Origin of the sequence: Candidatus Chlorohelix sp., from assembly GCF_037138995.1 — a bacterium.
Taxonomy (GTDB): Bacteria; Chloroflexota; Chloroflexia; order Chloroheliales; family Chloroheliaceae; genus Chlorohelix.
This window is the reverse complement of sequence record NZ_JBAXHI010000020.1, coordinates 44,716-67,137: the sequence shown is the minus strand read 5'-3', so window position 1 is coordinate 67,137 and position 22,422 is coordinate 44,716. Positions and strand designations below refer to the sequence as shown.

At 46.9% G+C, this 22,422-nt stretch carries 19 protein-coding genes and 2 riboswitches; of the genes, 12 read left to right on the top strand and 7 right to left on the bottom strand.

Annotated features, from left to right (window positions below):
• Positions 1–283: 283 nt before the first annotated feature.
• The 3 genes from WCK19_RS10845 to WCK19_RS10835 all read left to right on the top strand — a co-directional run bounded on the left by WCK19_RS10845 (position 284) and on the right by WCK19_RS10835 (position 2,971).
• Positions 284–1,438 (top strand): DNA methyltransferase, encoded by a 1,155-nt coding sequence (locus WCK19_RS10845; RefSeq protein WP_342397396.1) that lies wholly within the window; start codon positions 284–286, stop codon positions 1,436–1,438.
• Positions 1,439–1,538: 100 nt separating this feature from the next.
• Entirely contained in the window at positions 1,539–2,309 is a 771-nt protein-coding gene (locus tag WCK19_RS10840; protein WP_342397395.1) for a caspase family protein, read from the top strand.
• A 35-nt stretch (positions 2,310–2,344) separates the two neighbouring features.
• The gene (locus tag WCK19_RS10835; RefSeq protein WP_342397394.1) at positions 2,345–2,971 is read left to right on the top strand and encodes a 2'-5' RNA ligase family protein; all 627 of its coding nucleotides are present in this window, start codon (positions 2,345–2,347) and stop codon (positions 2,969–2,971) included.
• Here the strand turns inward: WCK19_RS10835 and WCK19_RS10830 are convergent.
• Positions 2,940–3,173, bottom strand: a complete 234-nt coding sequence (locus tag WCK19_RS10830) for a hypothetical protein (protein WP_342397393.1) — start codon at positions 3,171–3,173, stop codon at positions 2,940–2,942. The two genes, WCK19_RS10835 and WCK19_RS10830, sit on opposite strands and share 32 nt — an antisense overlap.
• Before the next feature lie 179 nt (positions 3,174–3,352).
• On the opposite strand from WCK19_RS10830, the gene WCK19_RS10825 reads away from it, so the two are divergent.
• Entirely contained in the window at positions 3,353–5,332 is a 1,980-nt protein-coding gene (locus tag WCK19_RS10825; protein WP_342397392.1) for an ATP-binding protein, read from the top strand.
• Positions 5,333–5,433: 101 nt separating this feature from the next.
• Here the strand turns inward: WCK19_RS10825 and metK are convergent, their stop codons facing one another.
• The 4 genes from metK to mtnA all read right to left on the bottom strand — a co-directional run bounded on the left by metK (position 5,434) and on the right by mtnA (position 10,321).
• Positions 5,434–6,648, bottom strand: coding sequence for a methionine adenosyltransferase (gene metK, locus WCK19_RS10820; protein WP_342397397.1), 1,215 nt, complete (start codon positions 6,646–6,648; stop codon positions 5,434–5,436).
• Between the two features lie 36 nt (positions 6,649–6,684).
• On the bottom strand, positions 6,685–7,947 hold the full coding sequence (ahcY, locus tag WCK19_RS10815; RefSeq protein ID WP_342397391.1) for an adenosylhomocysteinase: 1,263 nt from the start codon (positions 7,945–7,947) through the stop codon (positions 6,685–6,687).
• Positions 7,948–8,023: 76 nt separating this feature from the next.
• Positions 8,024–8,995, bottom strand: a complete 972-nt coding sequence (locus WCK19_RS10810; protein WP_342397390.1) for a carbohydrate kinase family protein — start codon at positions 8,993–8,995, stop codon at positions 8,024–8,026.
• Between the two features lie 243 nt (positions 8,996–9,238).
• Positions 9,239–10,321 carry an S-methyl-5-thioribose-1-phosphate isomerase gene (gene mtnA / locus WCK19_RS10805; RefSeq protein WP_342397389.1) on the bottom strand — a complete coding sequence of 361 codons (1,083 nt, stop codon included), beginning with the start codon at positions 10,319–10,321 and terminating at the stop codon, positions 9,239–9,241.
• Between the two features lie 91 nt (positions 10,322–10,412).
• A riboswitch (SAM riboswitch) is annotated at positions 10,413–10,519 on the bottom strand.
• Positions 10,520–10,674: 155 nt separating this feature from the next.
• Positions 10,675–10,790: riboswitch (TPP riboswitch) on the top strand.
• A gap of 103 nt (positions 10,791–10,893) precedes the next feature.
• On the opposite strand from mtnA, the gene WCK19_RS10800 reads away from it, so the two are divergent.
• The 3 genes from WCK19_RS10800 to WCK19_RS10790 are packed head-to-tail and all read left to right on the top strand — an operon-like array spanning position 10,894 to position 13,509.
• The gene (locus WCK19_RS10800) at positions 10,894–11,649 is read left to right on the top strand and encodes an ABC transporter ATP-binding protein (RefSeq protein ID WP_342397388.1); all 756 of its coding nucleotides are present in this window, start codon (positions 10,894–10,896) and stop codon (positions 11,647–11,649) included.
• Positions 11,642–12,412 carry an ABC transporter permease gene (locus WCK19_RS10795; protein ID WP_342397387.1) on the top strand — a complete coding sequence of 257 codons (771 nt, stop codon included), beginning with the start codon at positions 11,642–11,644 and terminating at the stop codon, positions 12,410–12,412. Before WCK19_RS10800 ends, WCK19_RS10795 begins: the two co-directional genes overlap by 8 nt.
• A gap of 41 nt (positions 12,413–12,453) precedes the next feature.
• A complete protein-coding gene (locus WCK19_RS10790) occupies positions 12,454–13,509 on the top strand; it encodes an ABC transporter substrate-binding protein (RefSeq protein ID WP_342397386.1) in 1,056 nt (351 codons plus the stop codon).
• A 99-nt stretch (positions 13,510–13,608) separates the two neighbouring features.
• On the opposite strand, the gene WCK19_RS10785 is transcribed toward WCK19_RS10790, so the two are convergent.
• Entirely contained in the window at positions 13,609–13,977 is a 369-nt protein-coding gene (locus WCK19_RS10785) for a hypothetical protein (protein ID WP_342397385.1), read from the bottom strand.
• Positions 13,978–14,311: 334 nt separating this feature from the next.
• On the opposite strand from WCK19_RS10785, the gene bchN reads away from it, so the two are divergent.
• The 5 genes from bchN (at position 14,312) to WCK19_RS10760 (ending at position 20,081) form a co-directional block, all read left to right on the top strand.
• Positions 14,312–15,592, top strand: coding sequence for a ferredoxin:protochlorophyllide reductase (ATP-dependent) subunit N (bchN, locus tag WCK19_RS10780; protein WP_342397384.1), 1,281 nt, complete (start codon positions 14,312–14,314; stop codon positions 15,590–15,592).
• Positions 15,593–15,594: 2 nt separating this feature from the next.
• On the top strand, positions 15,595–17,274 hold the full coding sequence (locus WCK19_RS10775) for a ferredoxin:protochlorophyllide reductase (ATP-dependent) subunit B (RefSeq protein WP_342397383.1): 1,680 nt from the start codon (positions 15,595–15,597) through the stop codon (positions 17,272–17,274).
• 54 nt (positions 17,275–17,328) lie between these two features.
• Positions 17,329–18,150, top strand: coding sequence for a ferredoxin:protochlorophyllide reductase (ATP-dependent) iron-sulfur ATP-binding protein (gene bchL / locus WCK19_RS10770; RefSeq protein ID WP_342397382.1), 822 nt, complete (start codon positions 17,329–17,331; stop codon positions 18,148–18,150).
• Between the two features lie 155 nt (positions 18,151–18,305).
• Complete coding sequence (locus WCK19_RS10765; RefSeq protein ID WP_342397381.1) at positions 18,306–19,397, top strand: sensor histidine kinase; 1,092 nt, start codon at positions 18,306–18,308, stop codon at positions 19,395–19,397.
• Between the two features lie 24 nt (positions 19,398–19,421).
• A complete protein-coding gene (locus WCK19_RS10760) occupies positions 19,422–20,081 on the top strand; it encodes a response regulator transcription factor (protein WP_342397380.1) in 660 nt (219 codons plus the stop codon).
• Positions 20,082–20,184: 103 nt separating this feature from the next.
• Here the strand turns inward: WCK19_RS10760 and WCK19_RS10755 are convergent, their stop codons facing one another.
• Positions 20,185–22,407, bottom strand: a complete 2,223-nt coding sequence (locus WCK19_RS10755; protein WP_342397379.1) for a CDC48 family AAA ATPase — start codon at positions 22,405–22,407, stop codon at positions 20,185–20,187.
• Positions 22,408–22,422 lie beyond the last annotated feature (15 nt).

Below are 22,422 nucleotides of genomic sequence, written 5' to 3'. Positions count from 1 at the left end.
TCCCTCTCTTTTCCCTTAGCTTGATGCTTATGGGGCGACTCAAGCGTCGCCCCTACGGGTTAATCTTCTTGGCGTGTTGACATTGGAATACCGACCTTGCAACAACCCTGAAGCCTGTTTTAGACCTATTGACAGATTGACATAATTAAAATATACTGAAAACTGTCAGGCAGTAACTCGCAAAAATTCGGCTCAAATCCATAGTGGTAAAGGGTCTGCGCTCGGCACGCTCGCACGTGCATCGTTGCGTTCCCGCAAAAAACTCAAGGCAGGAAAACACCATATGCTCACAAGCGCTTCTACCGGAACCAACCCCGGGTCTATTAAGCTTACCCATAATTATGAACGCACTAACGGTTTGCCGCTTAATCAAATTCTCATAGGCGAATGCCGCGAAACTCTTGATAAATTGCCTGAAAAAAGTGTTGACCTCATTTTTGCAGACCCTCCCTATAATCTTCAGCTACAGCAGGAACTTTACCGCCCTAATATGACCAAAGTAGATGCGGTGGAAGATGATTGGGATCAGTTCGATAGCTTCGCCGAATATGACCGCTTCACCCGTGATTGGCTGCTTGCTTGCCGCAGAGTCTTGAAAGATAACGGAACATTGTGGGTTATCGGTACCTACCATAATATATACCGGGTCGGTGCGATTATGATGGACTTGGGTTTTTGGATGCTGAATGACATTTGCTGGATTAAGTCCAACCCCCTGCCACACTTCAAAGGGGTACGATTCAACAACGCGCATGAAACCTTGCTTTGGGTGAAAAAGTCCAAAGACCAGAAGAAATATACCTTTAATTACCACTCTATGAAAAGCCTGAACGGTGACAAGCAAATGCGGAGCGATTGGGTATTGCCGATTTGCACCGGTGCGGAAAGATTAAAAGTTGATGGGCATAAAGCGCATCCCACGCAAAAGCCGGAATCTTTGCTTTTCAGGGTGCTATTATCCAGCACTAACCCCGGTGATGTTGTGCTTGACCCGTTTTTTGGTTCTGGTACTACCGGCGCGGTTGCTCGGAAATTACATCGGCATTGGATTGGTATCGAGCAAGACCCCGAATATGCCCAAATTGCACAACAGCGCATTGAAAACATTCATCCTCAAATGTTTGACCAAGAAGTCTTTAGTTTTGTAAATAAACGGGAAGCCCCACGGGTACCCTTTAACACCTTGATAGAGCGGGGTTACATACAGCCCGGTGAGCTATTATATTTCGGCTCAAGCAATATTACCGCAAAGGTAACGGTTGATGGTTCGCTGGTAGCAGGGGAGTTGCGCGGCTCTATCCATTCGCTTGGCGCAAAGGTCGCCGGGTTGCCTGCCTGCAATGGTTGGGAGAATTGGTATTACCGCGATGATAAAGGTAACTTCATGGTAATTGACACCTTGCGAGAGCGTTTTAGAAAAGAAACGATTGCATCCTGAAGCCCTTTCAAAAATTCTCCTTTTTGCTTGACTTGTAAGCCCTGACAAGATACTCTATGACCACAGAGTAAGGTTTATTATGCCAACGGGAGAACAGGGTATGGATGCAAATTTAGCTCAAATTGAAAAGCGCTACGCCGTTTGTGTGGGCATTGATAACTTCAAAAACCCCGAACAGATTGCCTCTTTAAAATTCGCCGAAGCCAATGCAAAGGCGATGGATTCATTGCTTGGCAAGATGGGATTTGAACCTAAAAATCGTCGCCTTGTAGTTGGCGAAATCGCCTCCTTTGAAGCTATAAAAGCTACCCTTACCACCTTTGGCGCAGTAAAGCCAAAAGCTAAAGACCTCGTCATTTTCTATTATGCCGGATATTTCCTCGACATCCAGATAGAAGATGATGAAGGCACTATCGTTTTAGCTTCTTACGACCTCGACTTAGAAGAAATCCGTAAAAACCCAGAGTATCGCCTTCAGAAAACCCTCAGATTGGGGATGTTGCGGGAAATCTTTGAATACTCCAAATCAACGAATGTGCTTTTTATCTTTGATACTTGCTTGGGCGGCGATTATGAACTCACGGAATCTAGCCTACAAGTAACGCTAAATTTTGTATTCGCTAACCAACATCCCGGTCGGGTTGTTATTTCAAGTTGTTTGCCACAGGAAGAATACAATAAAGGCGATGGCAACCTTGGATTGTTTGCCGGGCATCTGTTAAGCGCGTTAGATGGGCAAAATGAGGAAGCTAAAAACCCAGAAGGCAATATAACAGTAGGTACGTTATACAAATACCTTCTCAAGCTAATGCCGCATGAATATCGCCCTATCCAAAGTAGCCCCGAACTCGACAAATTAATTCTAGAATAACGCACCCATAACGTTCTTTTTGGGGAGAAGTAAAAGTGCCAACAAATTACCCGCAATATGGAATATATTTGATACCGTCACCCTCCATTTGGTATCAAATAGCTGTAGCCCATCATGTGTTCTCCAGTGAGTTCAAAGCGCATACCGCCGGCAGGTTTATGGTGCATTGCACTGTAAAAGGCTTCTTTAAATTAAAAGAGAACACCTCTATAACCGAGCTTATAGCAGCTCTAAACGACCTTTTCAGCCGAACTAAAGCAATACCTACCCAATTAGAGCAATTGATACCGCTTAACCGTCCTATATTCAGCCCATCATTTTTCATCAAGCTTAAAAACACGCCTGAATTTCAAAAGCTACACGAAGAAGTATGGGATATAGTTCGTCCTTATATTGCGCCGGATTGCCTTTTTTCACCCGTAGAACCTGTCGGTTCTATGTTCATTCCGCACATAACGCTAGGTATGCAAGACCTACCCGAAGAACCGGGTTTATTTCATCAGTTTCAAGCTTTGGCTGAATGCGCCTATGAGACCTTCTCAAAAGAGCCTTTTAACGCTTCCGCTATACAGCTAATAGAGTTTTACTCTAATGATTGGGCAGCAGAAAATTGGGGTAAGACGCTGGATTTCAAGCTACTGCAAGGCTGGAATCTGGAATAACAGAGCGATAACCCCCCTTACGAATTAAAACCTTCTCACCGATACCAAGAAAATTAACCCGTAGGGGCGACGCTTGAGTCCGTCGTCGCCCTTCCCACGATTGCCTCAATCCCATGAGATTTGCCCCACCCAACGCAGGCGTATCTTGTGGGAGGTTGCTCTTGCCCTCGATAAAATCGGCTGACAGAGCAGCCTCCCACAAAACCCAAACCCCTTTGAGAAAGGTTTTATAGGGAACAATTTCTTTCTTGCAAATGTCCTGCCTAAAACGTCCTAATGTATTGTATGTATTTATTGAAATGTGTATAATTGGCTTATATCTATTTGATACTAATTAAATAATATTAAAATGGGAAATATAATTTCCCTTTGTGGGGTCAAATGCTAGAGCATATTAATGAAGTATCATCCGATTCGCAAAATAAAAAGGATGGTACACAAGCGTTCAATCGCCTTAATATGGTGCCAGCGGAAGAATTATTTGTCCCAGAAATTAGCATTCGCCCTGAACAAGCAGAAGCTCTTCTGGTTATTTCCTCCATGCTAAATTCCGAGCTTAACCCCGGAAACGTGCTGATAAACCTTGTACAACACGTCTCAGGGCTTTTCAAAGCTAGTCGGGCTGCTGTATTTCTTCGGAAAAATCTGCAACATGAGTTAGTTGATAGCTCCAATCTCCACAATGTTTTTACTGAAGAAGAACCCCTTGCCGAAATTGGAATGCTGGTGTGTGCTGCTAATTGGGGACTCCCCGAAGAATTTATTGATAAAATTGCTAAATTCTGTGAATTCAACCGTTTGCAAAATGTTCGCAGCCCTCTCTATATAGAGGATATTCAAGCTGAACAATGTTTAAACGGGTTGCGCGAATTGAGTATGCGCGAGGGTTTGATTACAATGCTAACCCTGCCCCTTCTATATCGCCAAAATCTTATCGGCATTATGGTTTTGTACCACAACCATCACAAAATTTACTCCAGAGAAGATTTACGCCTACTAACTATTATTACCAATCAGGCAGCTTTAGCTATTACCAATTCGCGCCTTTATGAAGAAGCCCGCCGCCGTGAGCAAGAAGCGGAAATGTTGGCGGAAATAAGTCGGATTCTTAGTACCTCTTTGAAATTGCGCGAAGTGTTACATATAGTCGGGGAAATGTCCGCCAAAATGGCAGGCAATACCTCAGTAATATTTATCGTTAGAGAAAATACAGACCAGATTTTCCCAATAAATTACTATAGTAAAGAGAAACCGCCGCCCGAATTGCCGGAATATACACCCGTAAAAAATAGCACGCCGGTAAGAATCGGACAGACAGTTGTGGGCAAAGTGGTACAGAATGCCACCTCCATGTTTATCAAAGATAATACCGATTGGTCACGCATAGCGCCGTTTATCCGAGATGTGGAACATGTAAATAGCTTGCTGTGTGTCCCCTTGAAAGTAAGAAGTAAAGTTATAGGGGCGTTGGCAATCTATAATATTACCTATGGAAACCCAGAAATCAAGATTACCCCAATAGAAGACCGTCATGTCGCATTGCTACAACAACTAGCGGAGCGTGCCGCCAACGCCATCGAAAACGCGCGTAATTATGGAGCCGAAAGACTAGCTTTACGGGAAAAAGATCAGTTTCTTGACTTTCTCTCGCATGAGTTAAGAACTCCCTTAACCTCTCTAATAGGTTATAATAGCATTGTCAACAAACTTCTTAAAAAAGAAATCCTCGGAAAAACCGACCTCAACAAACTAATCGAGAGTTTGCTCCAGAATAATGGGGCTATGGGAAGTCAACTTGAGCGACTTCAAACATTGATGGAAGATATTACCAACATCTCGAACATTGATGCCAACAAGCTTGAATTGCACAAACATACGGTTGACCTTATACCGCTCATACGAAACAAAATCAACGAGGCGGAACAACTAGCTAAAAAGGTACGTATGCCGTATCTCGTCCACCGCTTTGAATTACGCACAAATCCCGCAGTAGTTATCAGCGATGTTGATATACCCGCTTTTGAAAGAGTGATAGCAAGCCTTCTTAGTAATGCCGTTAAATATTCGCCCCAAGGAGGCTTGATAAGAGTTAAAGTGCAACAAGCGTTGGAAGAAATTACCATCTCAATTCAGGATGAGGGCGTTGGGATTCCTGAAAAAGATTTATTCCAACTCTTTGAACGCTTTTTCAAAGCCGACAACTCTCCCTCTAAAGCCAAAGGATTAGGGCTAGGGCTTTATCTCAGCCAAAATTTTATTAAAGCAATGGGTGGGCATATAGAAGTACAGAGCGAAGAAGGTAAAGGCTCTAATTTCATTATATACTTACGTGCCTCTACTCCCCTTAAATCTAACTATTAAGAGGGTCTATCAAAAGCTTTCTCTGTCACTTATTATATGAATAAACAAGGGTCTTGCTTTTTATGGCAAGACCCCTTTTGAATAGCGAAAAAGTTCCTAGCCTAGAGAACTGCCGCCTCTGCAAGACCCGCTTCTTGTCGCAGAAGCTCAGCCTTGTCGGTGCGTTCCCATGGCAGGTCAATATCGGTGCGTCCGAAGTGACCATAAGCCGCCGTCTGGCGGTAGATGGGTCGGCGCAGGTCTAGCATCTTGATAATTCCGGCAGGGCGGAGGTCAAAATACTTGTTAACGAGATTAAGAATAACCTCATCTGCAACCTTGCCAGTTCCATAGGTTTCTACCATCAACGAGATAGGACGCGCCACGCCGATTGCATAAGAAACCTGCAACTCTACGCGATCAGCTAACCCGGCAGCGATGATGTTCTTGGCAACGTAGCGAACTGCATATGCGGCAGAGCGGTCAACTTTTGTCGGGTCTTTGCCGCTGAATGCGCCGCCGCCGTGACGAGCGATACCGCCGTAAGTATCCACGATGATTTTGCGTCCGGTCAAACCAGCATCGCCCATAGGTCCGCCGATTACAAAACGCCCGGTGGGGTTAATGTAAAAGCGGGTATTTTCATCCAGCAATTCGAGCGGCACAACCTGTTTAATAACCTGCTCGATAACGTCTTTTTCAATCTGTTCGCTGGAAACTTCGGGCGCGTGCTGGGTGCTAACAACTATGGCATCAATACGCTTGGGCTTGCCATGGCTATATTCAACCGTTACTTGGCTCTTGCCGTCTGGGCGCAAATAGCCTAACTGCCCGCTCTTGCGAGTAGCGGCAAGCCGACGGGTGATACGATGGGCTAATGCAATAGAGAGAGGCATCAATTCATGAGTTTCATTGCAAGCATACCCAATCATCATACCCTGATCGCCTGCGCCGATAGCGTCAATCTGCTCTTCGGTCATTTCGCCGCGCTTAGCTTCAAGGGCTTTATCCACGCCCATAGCAATATCACTGCTCTGTTCTTTGATAGACACAATGATGCCGCAGCTATTGCCATCAAAGCCCATATCGCTGCTGTTATAACCAATATCGAGAACCGCATTACGCGCGATTTGGTCAATATTGACGTAAGCAGAAGTGGTGATTTCACCTGCCACCAGAATTAAGCCAGTGGTGGTGCTAGTTTCACAAGCTACGCGGGCAAGGGGGTCTTGCTCAAAAATCGCGTCCAGCACCGCATCGCTAATCTGGTCACACATCTTATCAGGGTGCCCCTCAGTAACGCTTTCACTGGTCAGAAAGAATTGGGGGGAACTCATAAAAGTATTCATTGTACTACGGTCTCCTCTCTCAAACTAAGTGCCACTCTGCCAACTGGAAAGATAAGCCTGTTGCGCGTCAGTAAGAACATCTATATCCACACCCATCGCTTTAAGTTTAAGGGCGGCAATATTTTCATCAATTTCGCGTGGAACCACATATACTTTGTTCTCCAGCGTGCCAAGATTTTTGAAGACCCATTCAGCGGCAAGCGCTTGGTTGGCAAAGCTCATGTCCATTACGCTGGCGGGATGTCCTTCTGCCGCTGCAAGATTTAGCAACCGTCCGTCTGCCAGCAAATACACCTTTCGCCCGTCAAAGAATTTGAACTCTTCTACAAATTCGCGGACTATGCGGCGGGTTTCGGATAGTTCATCCAAAAATCCAATATTGATTTCATCATTAAAGTGACCGCTGTTGCCGATAAGGCAGCCATCTTTAATCTTCCGCAATTGGCGGTCAACTACGTTCAGGTTTCCGGTAACAGTGATGATAATATCGGCAATAGGGGCAGCCTGTTCCATTGTCATAACCCGGAAGCCATCCATTACCGCTTCAAGCGCACGAATAGGGTCAATCTCGGTTACAATAACCTGCGCTCCCATCCCTCTAGCGCGAGAAGCCAAGCCGCGACCACACCAGCCGTAGCCAGCCACCACAAAATTCTTGCCAGCCAACAAAACATTGGTAGCGCGGAGCAACCCGTCAAGGGTACTTTGTCCGGTGCCATAGCGGTTGTCGAACATATGCTTAGTGTCGGCTTCATTAACCGCCACGATAGGGAAGCGCAACGCGCCGTCCTTCTCCATTGCCTTCAAACGAATAACACCGGTAGTGGTTTCTTCAGTACCGCCGATAATATCGGCAATTTGGGAAGGGCGATCCTGATGCAAGCGAGAAACAAGGTCGCAACCGTCATCCATAGTTTGGGTGGGATGAGAATCCAGCACCGCATCCAAATGGCGGTAATAAGTTTCGTTATCTTCGCCCTTGATGGCATAAACCGGAATACCGTATTCCACCAACGCAGCGGCAACATCATCTTGGGTGCTGAGCGGGTTGGAAGCACAGGCTACCACTGATGCGCCGCCAGCTTTCAAAGTAATCAACAGGTTGGCAGTTTCAGTTGTAATGTGAAGACAGCAACCGAGTCTTTGCCCTGCCAGAGGTTGTTCTTTTTCAAAACGGTCTCTAACCTGCTTCAAAACTGGCATTTCAAGAGCAGCCCAAGCTATGCGGTCGCGCCCTTTTCCGGCAAGCGTCATATCTTTAACATCGTAATTATTGACTTGCGTCATCCCTTTAATCATCTCCTTGTAATTATCCGGCGTAAAAACACGCCGATTTCCAGAAAAACCGTTTAAAATCGTTGGTTTATTTTGCGAGAACTTCCGCTTCCCATAATGGCATTGCAGGAGTACCAAAATACTCGTGATAGCGAGATTCAAATTCAGTCATAGTATATTTCTGACCTTGTGTGCCACTGGATTCAACACAGAATGTTGCCGCCAATGCCGCCACGCGCCCCATTTGGTCAAGGTCATACCCGCGCCTAAGACCTTTTAAAAGACCACCCCTAAAAGCGTCACCCGCGCCGGTTGGGTCAAGTACCACTTTAGCGGGAATAGGGGGAATTTGTGCAATACCCGAACGGCTATAGATAGTAGAACCCTCTGAGCCTTTGGTAATAACCACATATTCGGAGGTTTCAAGCATTTTTTCCGGCGTTAGCCCGGTTTTCTCACGCAGAATTTCTAGCTCGTAGTCGTTGCCGATTACCAATTTCGCGCCGTTCACCCCATCCAACAACGCGCCGCCATCGAAAGCAATCACCTGCCAGCCAATATCATAGATGTAAGGAACTTTCAACTGCTGGCACTCATGCACATGCTCTATCATTGCGCGGGGGTCATCCGGCGAAACTATGCAGATTTCGATGTCTTGCGGATTAGCATCCTCAATCCGTACTTCGCTGGCGTGTTCCATCGCGCCCGGATAAAACCCGGTTATCTGACTACCGGATTTGTCGGTCGTAATAAAGCACGAGGCGGTTACCTTATCTTGTATAACTTTTACGAGGCTGGTATCCACCCCTACTTCTTCAAGCGCTGCCCGATAAGCCTGAAAATCGTGTCCCACTGTGCCAAGAATGCTCGAACGCTCACCAAGTAAAGCCAGCGTATAGGAAATATTGGGGGCGCAGCCACCGTGCATTTTTTTCAACGATGAAACCAGGAAAGAGACATTAAGAATATGAATTTTCTCAGGTAAAATATGGTCTTTAAAGAAACCCGGAAAATCCATAATGTGGTCATAGGCGATAGAGCCTGTTACGATTATTGACATTACTCCTCCTGCTGCATAACTTCAAGCATTGGTAAATACCATCACGTTACTCCCCAAAACTAACCCCAGTATTAGAGAGCCGAACACCTGAGCATTTTTAGATTCGTTATAATTCAGAGCAACTCAGACACAGAATCATGCTAATAGTTTATTTTGCCAGTCTTTAGCCTAATTTCAAGTGTTTAAACTACAAAAGTCTGGACTCAATACTACGCATAATCAACAAACTTGTGCAACCCGCGCTTATTTTTCAAACAACGCCGGGATGCTTTGCTCATACGGTGGACGCGCAATACCCTTTTCGGTAATAATCCCGTGAATATATCGCGCTGGAGTCACATCGAAACCAAAGTGAGCAGCGTGAACCCCTTCCGGCGCAATCCGCTTCCCGCCGATGAAAACAACCTCATCCGCGCTCCGCTCCTCGATTGGGATTTCCTCACCGGATTTGATTTTCAGGTCAATAGTGGTTAGCGGCGCGGCTATATAGAAGGGAATATTATTTTCCTTTGCCAGCACTGCCACCATGTAAGTGCCGATTTTGTTGGCAGTATCGCCGTTTGCCGCTATGCGGTCAGCCCCAGTCACAATGAATTGAACCTTACCACGTTGCATCAGATGTCCCGACATATTGTCAGTTATCAGGGTATGAGGAATACCAAGTTGCTGCATTTCCCAAGCAGTAAGACGCGCCCCTTGCAGGTAAGGGCGAGTTTCATCCACCCAAACGTGAATCTTCTTACCAGCTTCATGCGCGGCGGTAATCACACCTACAGCAGTGCCATAACCAGCAGTAGCCAAGCCACCCGCGTTGCAATGGGTTAGAACATTATCGCCATCTTTGATAAGCTCTCCGCCAAACGCGCCGATTGCCTTGCAAAAAGCTAGGTCATCCGCTTGTATTTGCTTTGCCAATCTCAGGATTTCCCACGGAATGCTGACTACTTGAATATAAGCATCGTGCAGACGGTGTGCGAGCGCCAAGCATTGGTCAATCGCCCATTTGAGGTTAACAGCGGTGGGGCGGGTTTCATTAAGCCATACGCCCGCTTCGTCTAACTTTTTGATAAATTCGTCACGGGGGAGGTCACGGTATTCCAAAGCCGCCAAAGCCATAGCGTAAGCGGCAGTTACTCCGATGGCAGGAGCGCCTCGCACAATCATGGTGCGAATCGCTTCTCCGGCTTCATGGAAGTTACGGCACTCGACATTCTCAAAATGATGCGGCAACCTGATTTGGTCAATTAACAATAGCGTGAGGTCGGCATCTCGCCATTCTATTGTTTTAACTTTCAGTGTAGGCGTTGAAGTTGCATTCTCGTTCAATTGAACACCCCTTTGGCAAAACAAAAAAATCCTCGGTTTAGCAGTTGCTCGCATCAATCCGAGAATAGACGTAACTTACCAAAGTTAGCGCCTCTCATCTTTCAGGCAATAATTGCCTGCCGGAATTGGCACCACTCCCGAAATTCGGGCGGTTGCCGGGCTTCATAGGGCCAGTCCCTCCACCTCTCTTGATGAGAGCAATATTCAGTTGTTATGAATGCTTTATTCGCATCTAAACAAAATATAACATGGCAAAAAGTACATTGCAAATGACTTGTACTACAAAACAAAAAGTATTATGATACTGCCAAATATCATGATGTTATAATCTGATTATTTTTGCACCTTTTAAAAATAATACCAACGGGAGCTTGGGCTTTCCAGGCTGAGAGGAAGATTGAAAGTATCTTCGACCGTTTGAACCTGATCCGGGTAATACCGGCGAAGGGAAATTCTACGTAATTACGATTTATCTAGCTATTTCGTATCTAATTAAGTGGAATAAACGGGCGAGCCGCAGGATTTTTCTCCAGTATTCCTGTGGCTTTTTTGATTCTAACCTATCGAAATATATGGAAACAATACCAAAACTACAAATCAATAATCTAAACAAATCCTATGGCGCGTTGCCCACGCTGACTAACATCAGCCTTGTGGCAAATCGGGGCGAGTTTGTTTCGCTAGTTGGTCCTAGCGGTTGCGGAAAAAGCACCCTCTTTAATATTTTGGCGGGGCTTGAAACTGCCGATTCGGGCGAATTTCGCTACGACAATCAGCCCTTCCAGCCACAACCGGGCAAAATGGCGTATATGCTCCAGCGCGATGCCCTTTTACCGTGGCGTTCCGCTTTGGATAATGCCGCGCTTGGACTAGAGCTTGCCGGAACTCCCCGCAAAATTGCCCGCGAACATGCCCTTGCTTACTTTGAAATTTTCGGCTTGAAGGGCTTTGAAAAGAGCTTCCCGTGGCAAATGTCCGGCGGGATGCGCCAACGGCTTGCCCTCTTGCGAACCTTTCTGTCCGAACGCGAGGTTATGCTGCTGGATGAGCCGTTCGGAGCGTTAGACGCGCTCACCAGAGCAGGGCTTCAGGAATGGTTGGCAGAGATGCAAGCAAAGCTACGCCGTACCATCCTGTTCATCACCCACGATATTGAGGAAGCCTTGCTACTCAGCGAACGAATCTACCTATTCACCCATCTACCCACCACCATTCGCGTGGTGCAAGAAGTCCTGATTCCAAAACCGCGTTCGGTTTCCGACTCAGCCTTAGTAGAGCTAAAAGCTCGCCTGTTAGCAATCCTGAAACCGGAGGCAGATTTTGCCTAATTTTTTGAAATCCCTCTTACCGCCTGTTTTGCTAGTTATTGCGTTATTCGCTATCTGGCAAATATACGTGGATGTATCGGCTATTTCAGCCAGCATATTGCCTTCTCCCTTAAGAATAGCCAACGCGCTGGTAAATGCTTTTCCCGAAATCTGGGACAACACGCTGGTAACATTGCTCGAAACGTTGCTTGGCTTTACCGTAGCGCTGACACTTGGCTTTCTCTTTGCTATGCTGCTGGATAACTCGCTGCTGGCAAAAAGAGCAATTTACCCCTTGCTGGTGGCAAGCCAAACCATCCCCCTAATCGCAATTGCGCCCTTACTGATTATTTGGTTCGGCTTTGACATGCTGCCCAAGATTATTATTGTGTGGCTGGTATGTTTTTTCCCCATTACCGTTGGCGGAGTGGACGGATTCGCCGGAGTTGACCCCGATGCTGAGAAAATCTTCAGGGCTTTGGGCGCAAGCAAACGCCAGCTTTTCTGGAAATTGCGACTGCCCACCGCTCTTCCAAGCCTGTTTTCAGGCATCCGCATTGCCGTAACCTATAGCGTAGCGGGCGCAATTCTGGGCGAGTATGCCGGAGCGCAAAAAGGTTTGGGGCGATTGATTTCCCTTTACGCCCGTTCCTTTAACCGTGAATTGGTGTTCGCGGTAGTATTCGTAACCGCAATATTCAGCCTGTTACTATTTGGGCTTGTTTCGCTGGTGCAGTGGCGCGTTATGCCGTGGTATTACCAGATGCGCCAACTTAATAAGTAGTGTTATGTCAACTACAATAGTTGGCTCAAGGAGGATAAAATATGACTGTTAAGTTCAAGAAAAACGCCATCGTGTTGGCGTTGGTATTACTCGCAAGCCTATTGCTGGCAGCTTGTGGCGATAGTAGCGCCACTCCCGCCAAAAGCGGAGAAGCTACCAAAGTTCCTATCCAGACCCTTTCATTGGCTTTAGATTGGGTTCCCAACACCAACCACACCGGCATATATGTAGCGTTGGCGAAAGGTTGGTACGCCGAAGCGGGGATTGATTTGAAAATCCTGCCCTACAGTGAAGCCGCTACTCCCGAAAGCCTGATTGCCGGGGGCAAAGCTGAGTTAGGCATCGGTTCGGCTGAAAGCATTGCAGGCGCGGCAGCAGCCGGGCAAGCGCTTGTCTCTATTGCAGGGATTATCCAGAAGGATACCAGCGCATTAGTTACGCTCAAAAGCGCGGGGCTTATCTCCCCCAAAATGCTCGTTGGCAAAAAGTATGCGGGCTTCGGCGCAACCTACGAAGAACCTGTCATCAACTCTATGATTAAGTTTGACGGAGGCAACGGCACTTTTGAGAATATCACCGCCAATGTTTTTGGCTACGAAGCCGTTCTCAACAAGCAAGCCGATTTCGTGTGGATTTTCGAGGGATGGGACGGAATCGAGGCGAAATTGCGCGGGATTGACCTGAACGTAATCCCTATCACCAAATACGGCGTACCAGATCGCTATACCCCTGTAATTGAAACAAGCGCAGATGTGATTTCCAAAAAAGGCGATGCCCTCAAGCGTTTCATGGCGGCAACCGCTCGCGGCTATGATTACGCAATTGCCAATCCCAAAGATGCGGCAGACCTTTTGATAAACTCGAACCCTGCCGGAACTTTCAGCAACAAAGAGCTAGTTTATAAAAGCCAAGATTATCTCAGCCCGAAGTATAAGGAGGGCGCAACCCAATGGGGCAGCCAGACCCTTAAAATGTGGACTGATTACCCCAAGTTTATGTATCAGGTTGGCATCCTGAAAGATGCCGACAATAAGCCTCTCACCAAAGAATTGGACTACAACAAGCTATTCAGCAACGAGTTTTTACCCAAAAGCTGATTAGGATTTTACGCTCGTGAGAAACAAAAACAAGGGGCTTAAGCCCCTTGCCTGAAATAAAATCCTGATAAAGAGGCACTTTACTGCCCGAAGTGGAGGTTAGCGGATGCCTAATTCCAATAGTTGATCGCAAATCTTCTCGTAATTACGTAAAAGCTGAATCCAGTAATCTTCCCAATCCGCGATTTGGCGGGGGTTACGCCCGGCAGCGCGACCTTCTTCAATGGCAGATGCGCCTCGGTCTAGTCGCTCAATCAACTCATCTCTTTTCATTTCCAGAGCCGCAATAAGTTCTTCTTTTTCGCGCTGTACGCTTGCTGCTTCTAACTCAGCCTGAGCGGTAGCGGCGCGAGTTCGGCTGCGTGCCGTTCCAGAGCGTTCTCTTTTAACCGGAGCTTTATTTTCAGTTTTTGCAGCTTCCTGAGTTGTTCCATACCTAACATCTAATTCCCTCAGTGGCATTGCCATAGCTACTACTCCTTAATAATAAAATTAACAATATGATTTGTCTATTTGTTCTAATTTTAGCCCATTTTTTATCTGGAGTCAACAGTTTATAGAACTAATTTTCCAACTCTTGCAGTAAATTCCAATAGGTCAAAAAATGTAGTAACAACTACTGACTACCATACCGCGTTTTAGTAACATTTAGCCTTGATGGGTAAGGTTTTCTCACCCGTGTTGCTTGCCCATGCATCTGATTTGGCGTTTAGAAATTTTGTGCCGCACCAGTTTGTATATAAAGCTAAATAATGATGGAAACGCTGGTGGCGCGTTCCAAACATCCAGAGGGAGCAGTGCAATGACAATAGCGCCCGATACCCTTCCCGAAATCCCAGAAGCAGAAGTTTTGCGCGAAGATAACGGCTATCACGCTTTTTGTGGGCTAACCTGCACCGGGTGGCTTTACCAAAAAATGAAAGATAGCTTTTTCCTGATATTAGGAACGCATACTTGCTCTCATCTGATGCAAAATGCGCTTGGGGTTATGATTTTCGCAAAACCGCGCTTTGGCGTGGCTATGGTGGAAGAAAGCGACTTGAGCGCAGCCCAAATTGATATTACCGACATTGTTAAAAATATTGTGGAAGAACACAACCCTTCCATCATCTTCCTGCTAAACAGTTGCACGCCCGAAATCATGAAAGTTGATTTCGAAGCGATGGCTCGCCGCTTAAACCAGCAATTCAACAACGTGCCGGTTTTGCCAGTACGCGCCGATGGGCTTGAATACACCATGACCCAATCCGAAGATTGCGTCATCGAAAGCCTGCTGCAATTTTGCCCTGTAGCCCCCGCCGGAGATAAGCGCATCGTTTTTATGGGTGCAGTCAACGATGTTAATACCACCGACCTGAAACGAGAAGCCGAAAAATTGGGGCTACCCGTTGCCGGTTTCGTGCCTTCTAACACTATAGGCGAGCTTCCAGCGATTGGACCCGACACAATTTTAGCCCCGCTACACCCCTATGTAGCTAAATCTATCGCCCATTTCAGCCGCATACGGGGAGCAAAAGTGCTGCAAAGCCAATTCCCTATCGGACCCGATGGCTCTCGCGTTTTCTTTGAAGACTTGGGGCGCATGTTTGGCAAAGAAATCAACCTTGCCGAACGTGAAGCGGAAATCTGGCGCAACCTAGAAAGCAAAGTTTCGGCAATACGCGGCAAACGCATCTTCTTTACCGGAGATAACATGCTAGAATTGCCCATCGCGCGGTTTTTACGCAAGTGTGGCGCAGAACTAATTGAAGTTGGCACACCCTATGTAAATCGCAAATTCCACAAACGCGAATTGCAAGCATTGAACGGCTTGCGAGTAGTTGAAATGCCCAACATGCACCGCCAAATTCGCGACATCCGAGAGCTAAAGCCCGACCTCGTTGTCACAAATTTTTGGCAGGCTAACCCCTTTGAAGCTGAAGGCATTGCTACCAAATGGTCAACCGAAATTATCTTCACCCCAATCTACGGCTTTACGGGCGCAAGTGACCTCGCCAACCTGTTTGCTCGCGCTTTGAATCGGCACCGCAAACTCGATGTGCTGGATTGGAAAGAGTTTTTGCCCAACAATCGGGAGAATTAACTATGCGAATGAGTTTTTGGGAATATCAGGGAACCACCCATACCGGCGTAGCGCGAGTAGCAAGCAGCATGAAAGGCGTGCATGCCATAGCCTATTCCCCAATGGGCGATTGCTATATAAACTCGATGTTTACTATGATGGAGCGCGAACAACGCTTTCCGCCCGTACACACCAGCGTACTTGACCTGAAAACAATGGGCATGGGCATAAACCGCTTGCCCGAATCCTTGCGCGAAGTTAGCCGCGACCACAACCCAGACCTCATAGTAATCACCCAAACCTGCTCTTCCAGCCTACTACAGGAAGATTACGGTTCATTGGCACGGCAAGCGAACATCCCGAACGAAGTCTTGATATACGCGCCCAACCCCTTCCGGGTGGAGGAAGATGAATCGGCTAACGGCTTGCTAACCGCAATGGTTGAGCAATTTGCCACCCAGAAATTGCCGATAACGCCCAAGCCAAGCGTTAATATCATCGGACCCATCTCGTTGGGCTTCCACCATAAACACGACTTACTCAGCCTTCAGCGCATGCTAGAAACTATGGGAATTGCGGTTAACGTAGTTTTCCCGCTTGGCGCAACCATAGCCGATGTGAAAAAACTGCCGCAAGCATGGGCAACTATCGCCCCCTATCGTGAAATGGGCGCAGACGCGGCAATTGCGCTGGAAAAATTGCACCGGATTCCAGCCATTACCAGCGCCCCTATTGGAGTAGTTGCCACTCGTAAATGGGTGCGCGAAGTGCTAGAGAGCCTGAGCAAATTCGCTACCGGCAACGGGCTATCTTTCGACAGTAAAGAACCCGCGCTTGCCGCCTTTTCGATGGATCAGAAAAGCGCCCCTAGCGGCTTGCCTTGGTTCACCATCACCGCAGACGTGCAAGGCTACAGCTCAAAGAAGGCTTTTGTCTTTGGCGATTTTACCCACGCTGTCGCCATCACCCGCATGCTGGCAACCGAACTAGACATGCAAATAGTCGGCGCAGGCACCTATAATCGCAAGCTCGCCAACGAATTTCGAGAGCTAGTAAAACCTTATACCGATAACATCATCTGTAGCAATGAATTTGCCGAAGTACGCAAAGCAATCGGGGAAACGCTGCCCGATATAGTGCTGGGAACCCAGATGGAACGGCATACCGCCGCCGAGTTTGATGTACCTTGCGCTACTATCAGCAACCCCATCCATATAGAAGATTTCTCCCTGAGCTACCAGCCTTTTCTAGGCTATGACGGCTCAAACTTTATAACCGACCGCGTGTACCATACCTGCACATTGGGTCTTGAAAAGCATATGATTGAAATGTTCGGCGATGCCGGGCTTGGTGTGGATGAAGCGCGGCTCAAAGCAAATGACCGTGGCAAAATTCAGGTCGCAGAAGAACCAGAATCTCGCGAACAGGAATTGGAATCATATAAAGTCGCGGAAGAACTACGCGCTAAAGCAACCCAGTTAGCGGTAGAGAGCGGCGCAGCAGTAGTTGTCAAAACGCCTCCCGTTGCTGCAATCTCCGCTGAGTTGGTTTGGACGGACGAAGCGCAAAAAGCGATGAAACAAATACCCTTCTTCGTAAGACCAAAAGTCCAGAAGCGAGTCGAAGAATATGCGCGTTCACACGGTTACAGCCTTATTACACTAGACCTTGTATATGATGTCAGGGAAAAAGCTCAGCAATAGCTTGAACCCGGTAACTTAAAAAGCCGGTATTATAAAAAGGAGATTTACATAGATATGAACCATGCTTACGCTTTTTATGGGAAGGGTGGTATCGGCAAAAGCACTACTTCATCAAATGTGGCAGTTGCAATGGCAAAAATGGGGGCGAAAGTCTTACTAATCGGCTGTGACCCCAAACATGATTCCACCTTCACCATTACCGGACATATGATTGATACGGTAATTGATATTCTGGAAAAGAAAAATTATCATACCGAAGAAATCGAGCCGGACGACATCATCAAAACCGGGTATCTTGGCGTGGCAACCGTAGAAACGGGAGGACCTCCCGCAGGGGTAGGTTGTGGCGGGTATGTAGTGGGCGAAACCATGAAAATGCTCAACCGCATGGGTGTTTATGATAAGTACGACTGCATCCTGTTTGATGTATTGGGGGACGTGGTTTGTGGCGGTTTTGCTACTCCCTTGCAATGGGCAGACTACGCCATTATTGTAACAGCCAACGACTTCGATAGCCTCTTTGCCGCCAATCGCATCTGTGTAGCCGTCAAAGCCAAATCCGCCAAGTACAAAGTCAGGTTGGCGGGCGTGGTGGGCAACCGCATTCTGGCAAATGCCAACGGAAACGGCGAGAACGGTCATGAATTGATAGACCTCTTTGCCAATGAAGTTGGCACACAGGTTCTAGGCTATGTTCCGGCAGAAGACCATATCCGGCGCAGTCGCATAAACGGTAAAACCCTATTCGAGCTTGAAGGTATAGATACTTCCCCCTATGAAAACCTAGCAAACGCCTTGCTATGCGACCCTGAAACCGTGATTCCAAAACCAATGGGAGATAGAGCAGTATTTCAGGTTATTGGAAATCGCATTTAGCTTGAACGGTTGAAAGACTAACTACATTTGGCATCAGACCGAACCTTCGCGGGTTTGGTCTTTTTTATTAGGGTAAACTCATAAACCGCTTACATAAATAGCAGAATATTGGTAAAATATAGCAATCCAGTTCACAAAAATAAGTAAAGGAATTTATGGCAAAAGCTCTGAAAGAATTGGAACAAACGCCACTCCAAAACATACCCCCGAATTTTATACTGAGATTGCTCCGCATGCCTTTGCTTCTAAAGGTTTTGCTTGCAAACTCTATTATTGTAGGTATAGGCGCGTTTGTGGGTACATGGTTAACCACCTTTGTATCGGGTGGAGATGAGCATTTTACCAGCGGACTTGCCCTATTCCTGACTATCATCGGCTTCTTATTTAGCGGTTTAGTAAATTACGCCGTCCTTAGAGCCGCTTTTCAGCCCCTCTCCGAGCTTCAGCAGACCGCAGGAGCAGTCCGAAATGGAGATTTAAAAGCGCGGATTAAGCGCAGCCTTGTAGCAGACCACCAAACTGAAGAACTCGCCAATACTTTTAACACCATGCTTGACGCGCTAGAAGAGCGTAACCAGCAACTACGCGCTACCGCTGCACAAATAATAAAAGCGCAAGAAGATGAACGCACCCGTATTGCACGGGAGCTTCATGATGAAACGGCTCAATCTCTAACCGCTGCTATGGTACGCCTGAAATTTCTAGAGAAATCCTCAAATATAGACGATTTGAAAAAAGGGTTAAACGAATTGCGAGCTATCCTAAGCAAAACTATGGACGAAGTGCGCGAATTAAGCCGAAACTTGCGCCCTAGCTTGTTGGATGATCAGGGTTTGGTTGCTGCGCTGGAAAGTTATATTCAAATTATAAGCGAACGCTTGCCAAGCAAAATTACCTTCCAACATAAGGAAAGCGACCACTCCATAAGACTCCCAGAAATGGTAGAATTAGTTTGTTACAGGGTAGCGCAAGAAGCAATAACCAATGCAATAAAATATGCACAGGCAACAAAAATTGAGGCACTTTTGACTATCGACTCTAAAGTTACCCTCAGTATCAAAGATGATGGAACAGGGTTTAATACAGAGAAAACGTATGAAAAAGCCGGGTTGGGGCTAATTGGTATGCGCGAACGCGCCCAATTAGTTTCCGGTAGCTTGCATATAAGCAGCAAGCCGGGCAATGGTACAGAAATACGGCTTGAAATCCCACTTCAATATTTAAAAGATACTGGTTACATACAATAAATATTACTAAACTTTCGGAGAACTATGTCAGAGAAAATAAGGGTATTGTTAGCAGATGACCACGCGGTATTACGCAGCGGTTTACGCGCCCTTCTTAACGCAGAAGCAGATATTGAAGTTATCGGTGAGGCAGGCAATGGAGAAGAAGCAGTCAAGTTTACTCATGAGTTAAATCCAGAAGTGCTGGTGCTAGATTTAAACATGCCCGGTCTTGGTGGATTAGGCGCATTGAAAAAAATTAGGGGAACTAACTCGACCACTAAAATTCTAGTTCTAACTATGTACAGTGAAGAGCGTTATCTATACCAAGTTTTGCAACAGGGCGGTTCGGGTTATGTGCTAAAAAGCTCCGCCGATACCGATTTGCTAGAAGCGATTCGCACTGTACAAGCGGGCAATGTGTACCTATACCCCGCCGCCACCAAATTACTATTAAGAGGCTATCTAAACCGACGAGATGAAGAAGAAAAAACGGCGACATTGAGTGAGCGGGAGGAGGAAGTTTTGCGACTCACCGCCGAAGGCTATACCAGCCAAGAAATCGGCGAAAAGCTGGTAATTAGCTCAAAAACTGTGGATACCTATCGCAGCCGTATAATGGAAAAGTTGGGTTTTCATCATCGTTCCGAACTAGTACGCTATGCTCTTAAACATGGCATGCTTGAACCTAGCTTTGAAAAATAAGCGCATGTTGACGGCTTGCATCCGAAAGAACTAGAAACAATAAAAACTAGAGGAAACCAATTAGAGAAAAGGAACTCTATGAATGGTTTCCCCTAATTTTTGTTTATTCAACATTAGGAGGATTGTTTTTTGAGTCCAAAATTTCTTTTAGCGCAATTTGGAAATCCTCTGCCGTCAATAGCAATTTAATTCGGGTGTTATCAAATACAGCGCCGCTTTCTGTAGCTTCTTTCTCGGCTGTTACACGCAAATCCACCGCACGCCGTACTGCATTCAGAGAAGCGCGATTGCAAAGGGCTTCAATTTCTGCCCCGACCAAACCCTCAGTAAGCTGAACCAAATTCTCCACCAAACTAGGGTCTGCCAACGGTTTGCGGACGGTGTGTACCTCCAATATTTTGCGGCGGGAAGGCGGGTCAGGCAACCCAATCGTTAGCTTGACATCGAAACGCCCCGGTCTCATCAATGCCGGGTCTAGCATTTCAGGGCGATTAGTTGCCGCAATCATAATCAAACCGGCAGCGCGTTCGATACCATCAATTTCGGTGAGAAGTTGCGCCACCACGCGGTCTGCAACACTATCATTGACCCGCGCTCCCCGTACAGGCGCAACCGCATCAATCTCATCGAAAAAAATTATACAAGGCGCGGCATGCCGAGCTTTCTTAAAGATTTCCCGAACGGCTTTTTCGCTTTCCCCGACCCATTTACTTAATAGCTCAGGTCCCTTTACCGATATGAAATTAACTTCGCTTTCGGTTGCCAGAGCCTGTGCCAGCAAAGTTTTGCCACAACCGGGAGGTCCCGACAGCAATATGCCGTGGGGTGGCTTGGTATCGGCTTCTGCAAAATATTCAGGATACAATAGGGGCCATTCCACCGCTTCCCGCAAAGCCTGTTTCACATCTTCCAGCCCACCGACTCTATCCCATTTCACGTCAGGGACTTCAGTATAAACCTCACGAATAGCGGACGGTTCGATTTCCTTTAAAGCATTGAGGAAATCTTCCATTGAAACGCTCAGATTGACAAACTGCTCGTAGGGTATAGCGGTTTCCATGTCAGGAATTACACGCCGTACCGCGCTCAAAGCGGCTTCTCGACAAAGAGCGGCAAGGTCTGCCCCCACAAACCCATGCGTCAACGATGCCAAACGCCCGATGTCAACTTCGGATGTAAGCGGCATACTGCGCGTATATATTTCAAGAATTTCTTGGCGACCGGGTCTATCCGGCACACCAATGACTATCTCACGGTCAAACCGACCGGGGCGGCGCAAAGCGGGGTCGAGGTTGTTAGGAAGGTTGGTTGCGCCTATTACCATCACATGCCCGCGCCCCTGTAGCCCATCCATCAGAGAAAGCAACTGCCCGACTACGCGCTTTTCTACCTCGCCCTGTACATTTTCCCGGCGTGGGGCTAACGAATCTATTTCATCAAGGAAAATGATACTAGGCGCGTGTGAAGTCGCCTCTTGAAAAACCTTACGCAGGTTAGCTTCGCTTTCCCCGTAAAATTTCTGTATCAGTTCGGGACCGCTAACGCTTATAAAGTGAGCCGAAGTTTCATTGGCAACAGCACGCGCAATCAAAGTTTTACCGCTACCGGGTGGTCCATATAGCAAAACCCCTCTAGGCGGTTCAATGCCCAAACGGTCAAATACTTCGGGATATTTAAGCGGAAGCTCAATCATTTCCCGAATATGGGATAACTGCTTTGACAAGCCGCCAATATCTTCGTAGGTTACGCCTGAGCCAGAACGCCTTAAAGGGCGAGCGCGAGTCTCTTCGCGGACTATGCTGAATTTCAGAGCAGTAGCAGGTCCAATCACCAACGCGCCGATTTTTGGCACAGTTTCCTGTACTACAAATTCCTGAAAGCGACTACCCAGAAAATTAACTCGCAGCAAATCGCCGGATTTTACGACAATCCCTTCCAGCGTATGCTTCATATAAAGCTGCCCCTGCACATTCTGATTATTTGCATCGGGCGAGGATGAATCGGCAAGAGGGGTCAATATCAGGGTTTTAGCAGGAGTGGCGCTAGTTTTGCGGATAGTAACCCTACCATCCAGCGTTGCGCCGCAATTTGCTCTAACCAACCCATCAATTAAAATGAGGTTTCTGCCTCTATCTGCCGCAAAAGTGGGCAAAACTTTAGCAGCAGTGGTACGTGTTCCGCGCACTTCAATAACATCACCGATGGTCAGGTCAAGTTTCTTCATTTCATCGGGGTCTATTCTAGCAATAGTACGCCCCGTATCTCTTGAAGCTGCTTCGGCTACCCGCAAACTTAGGGTGTCAACTTGGTCGGAAGTATCATTCATTTTAGCCACCTGAAA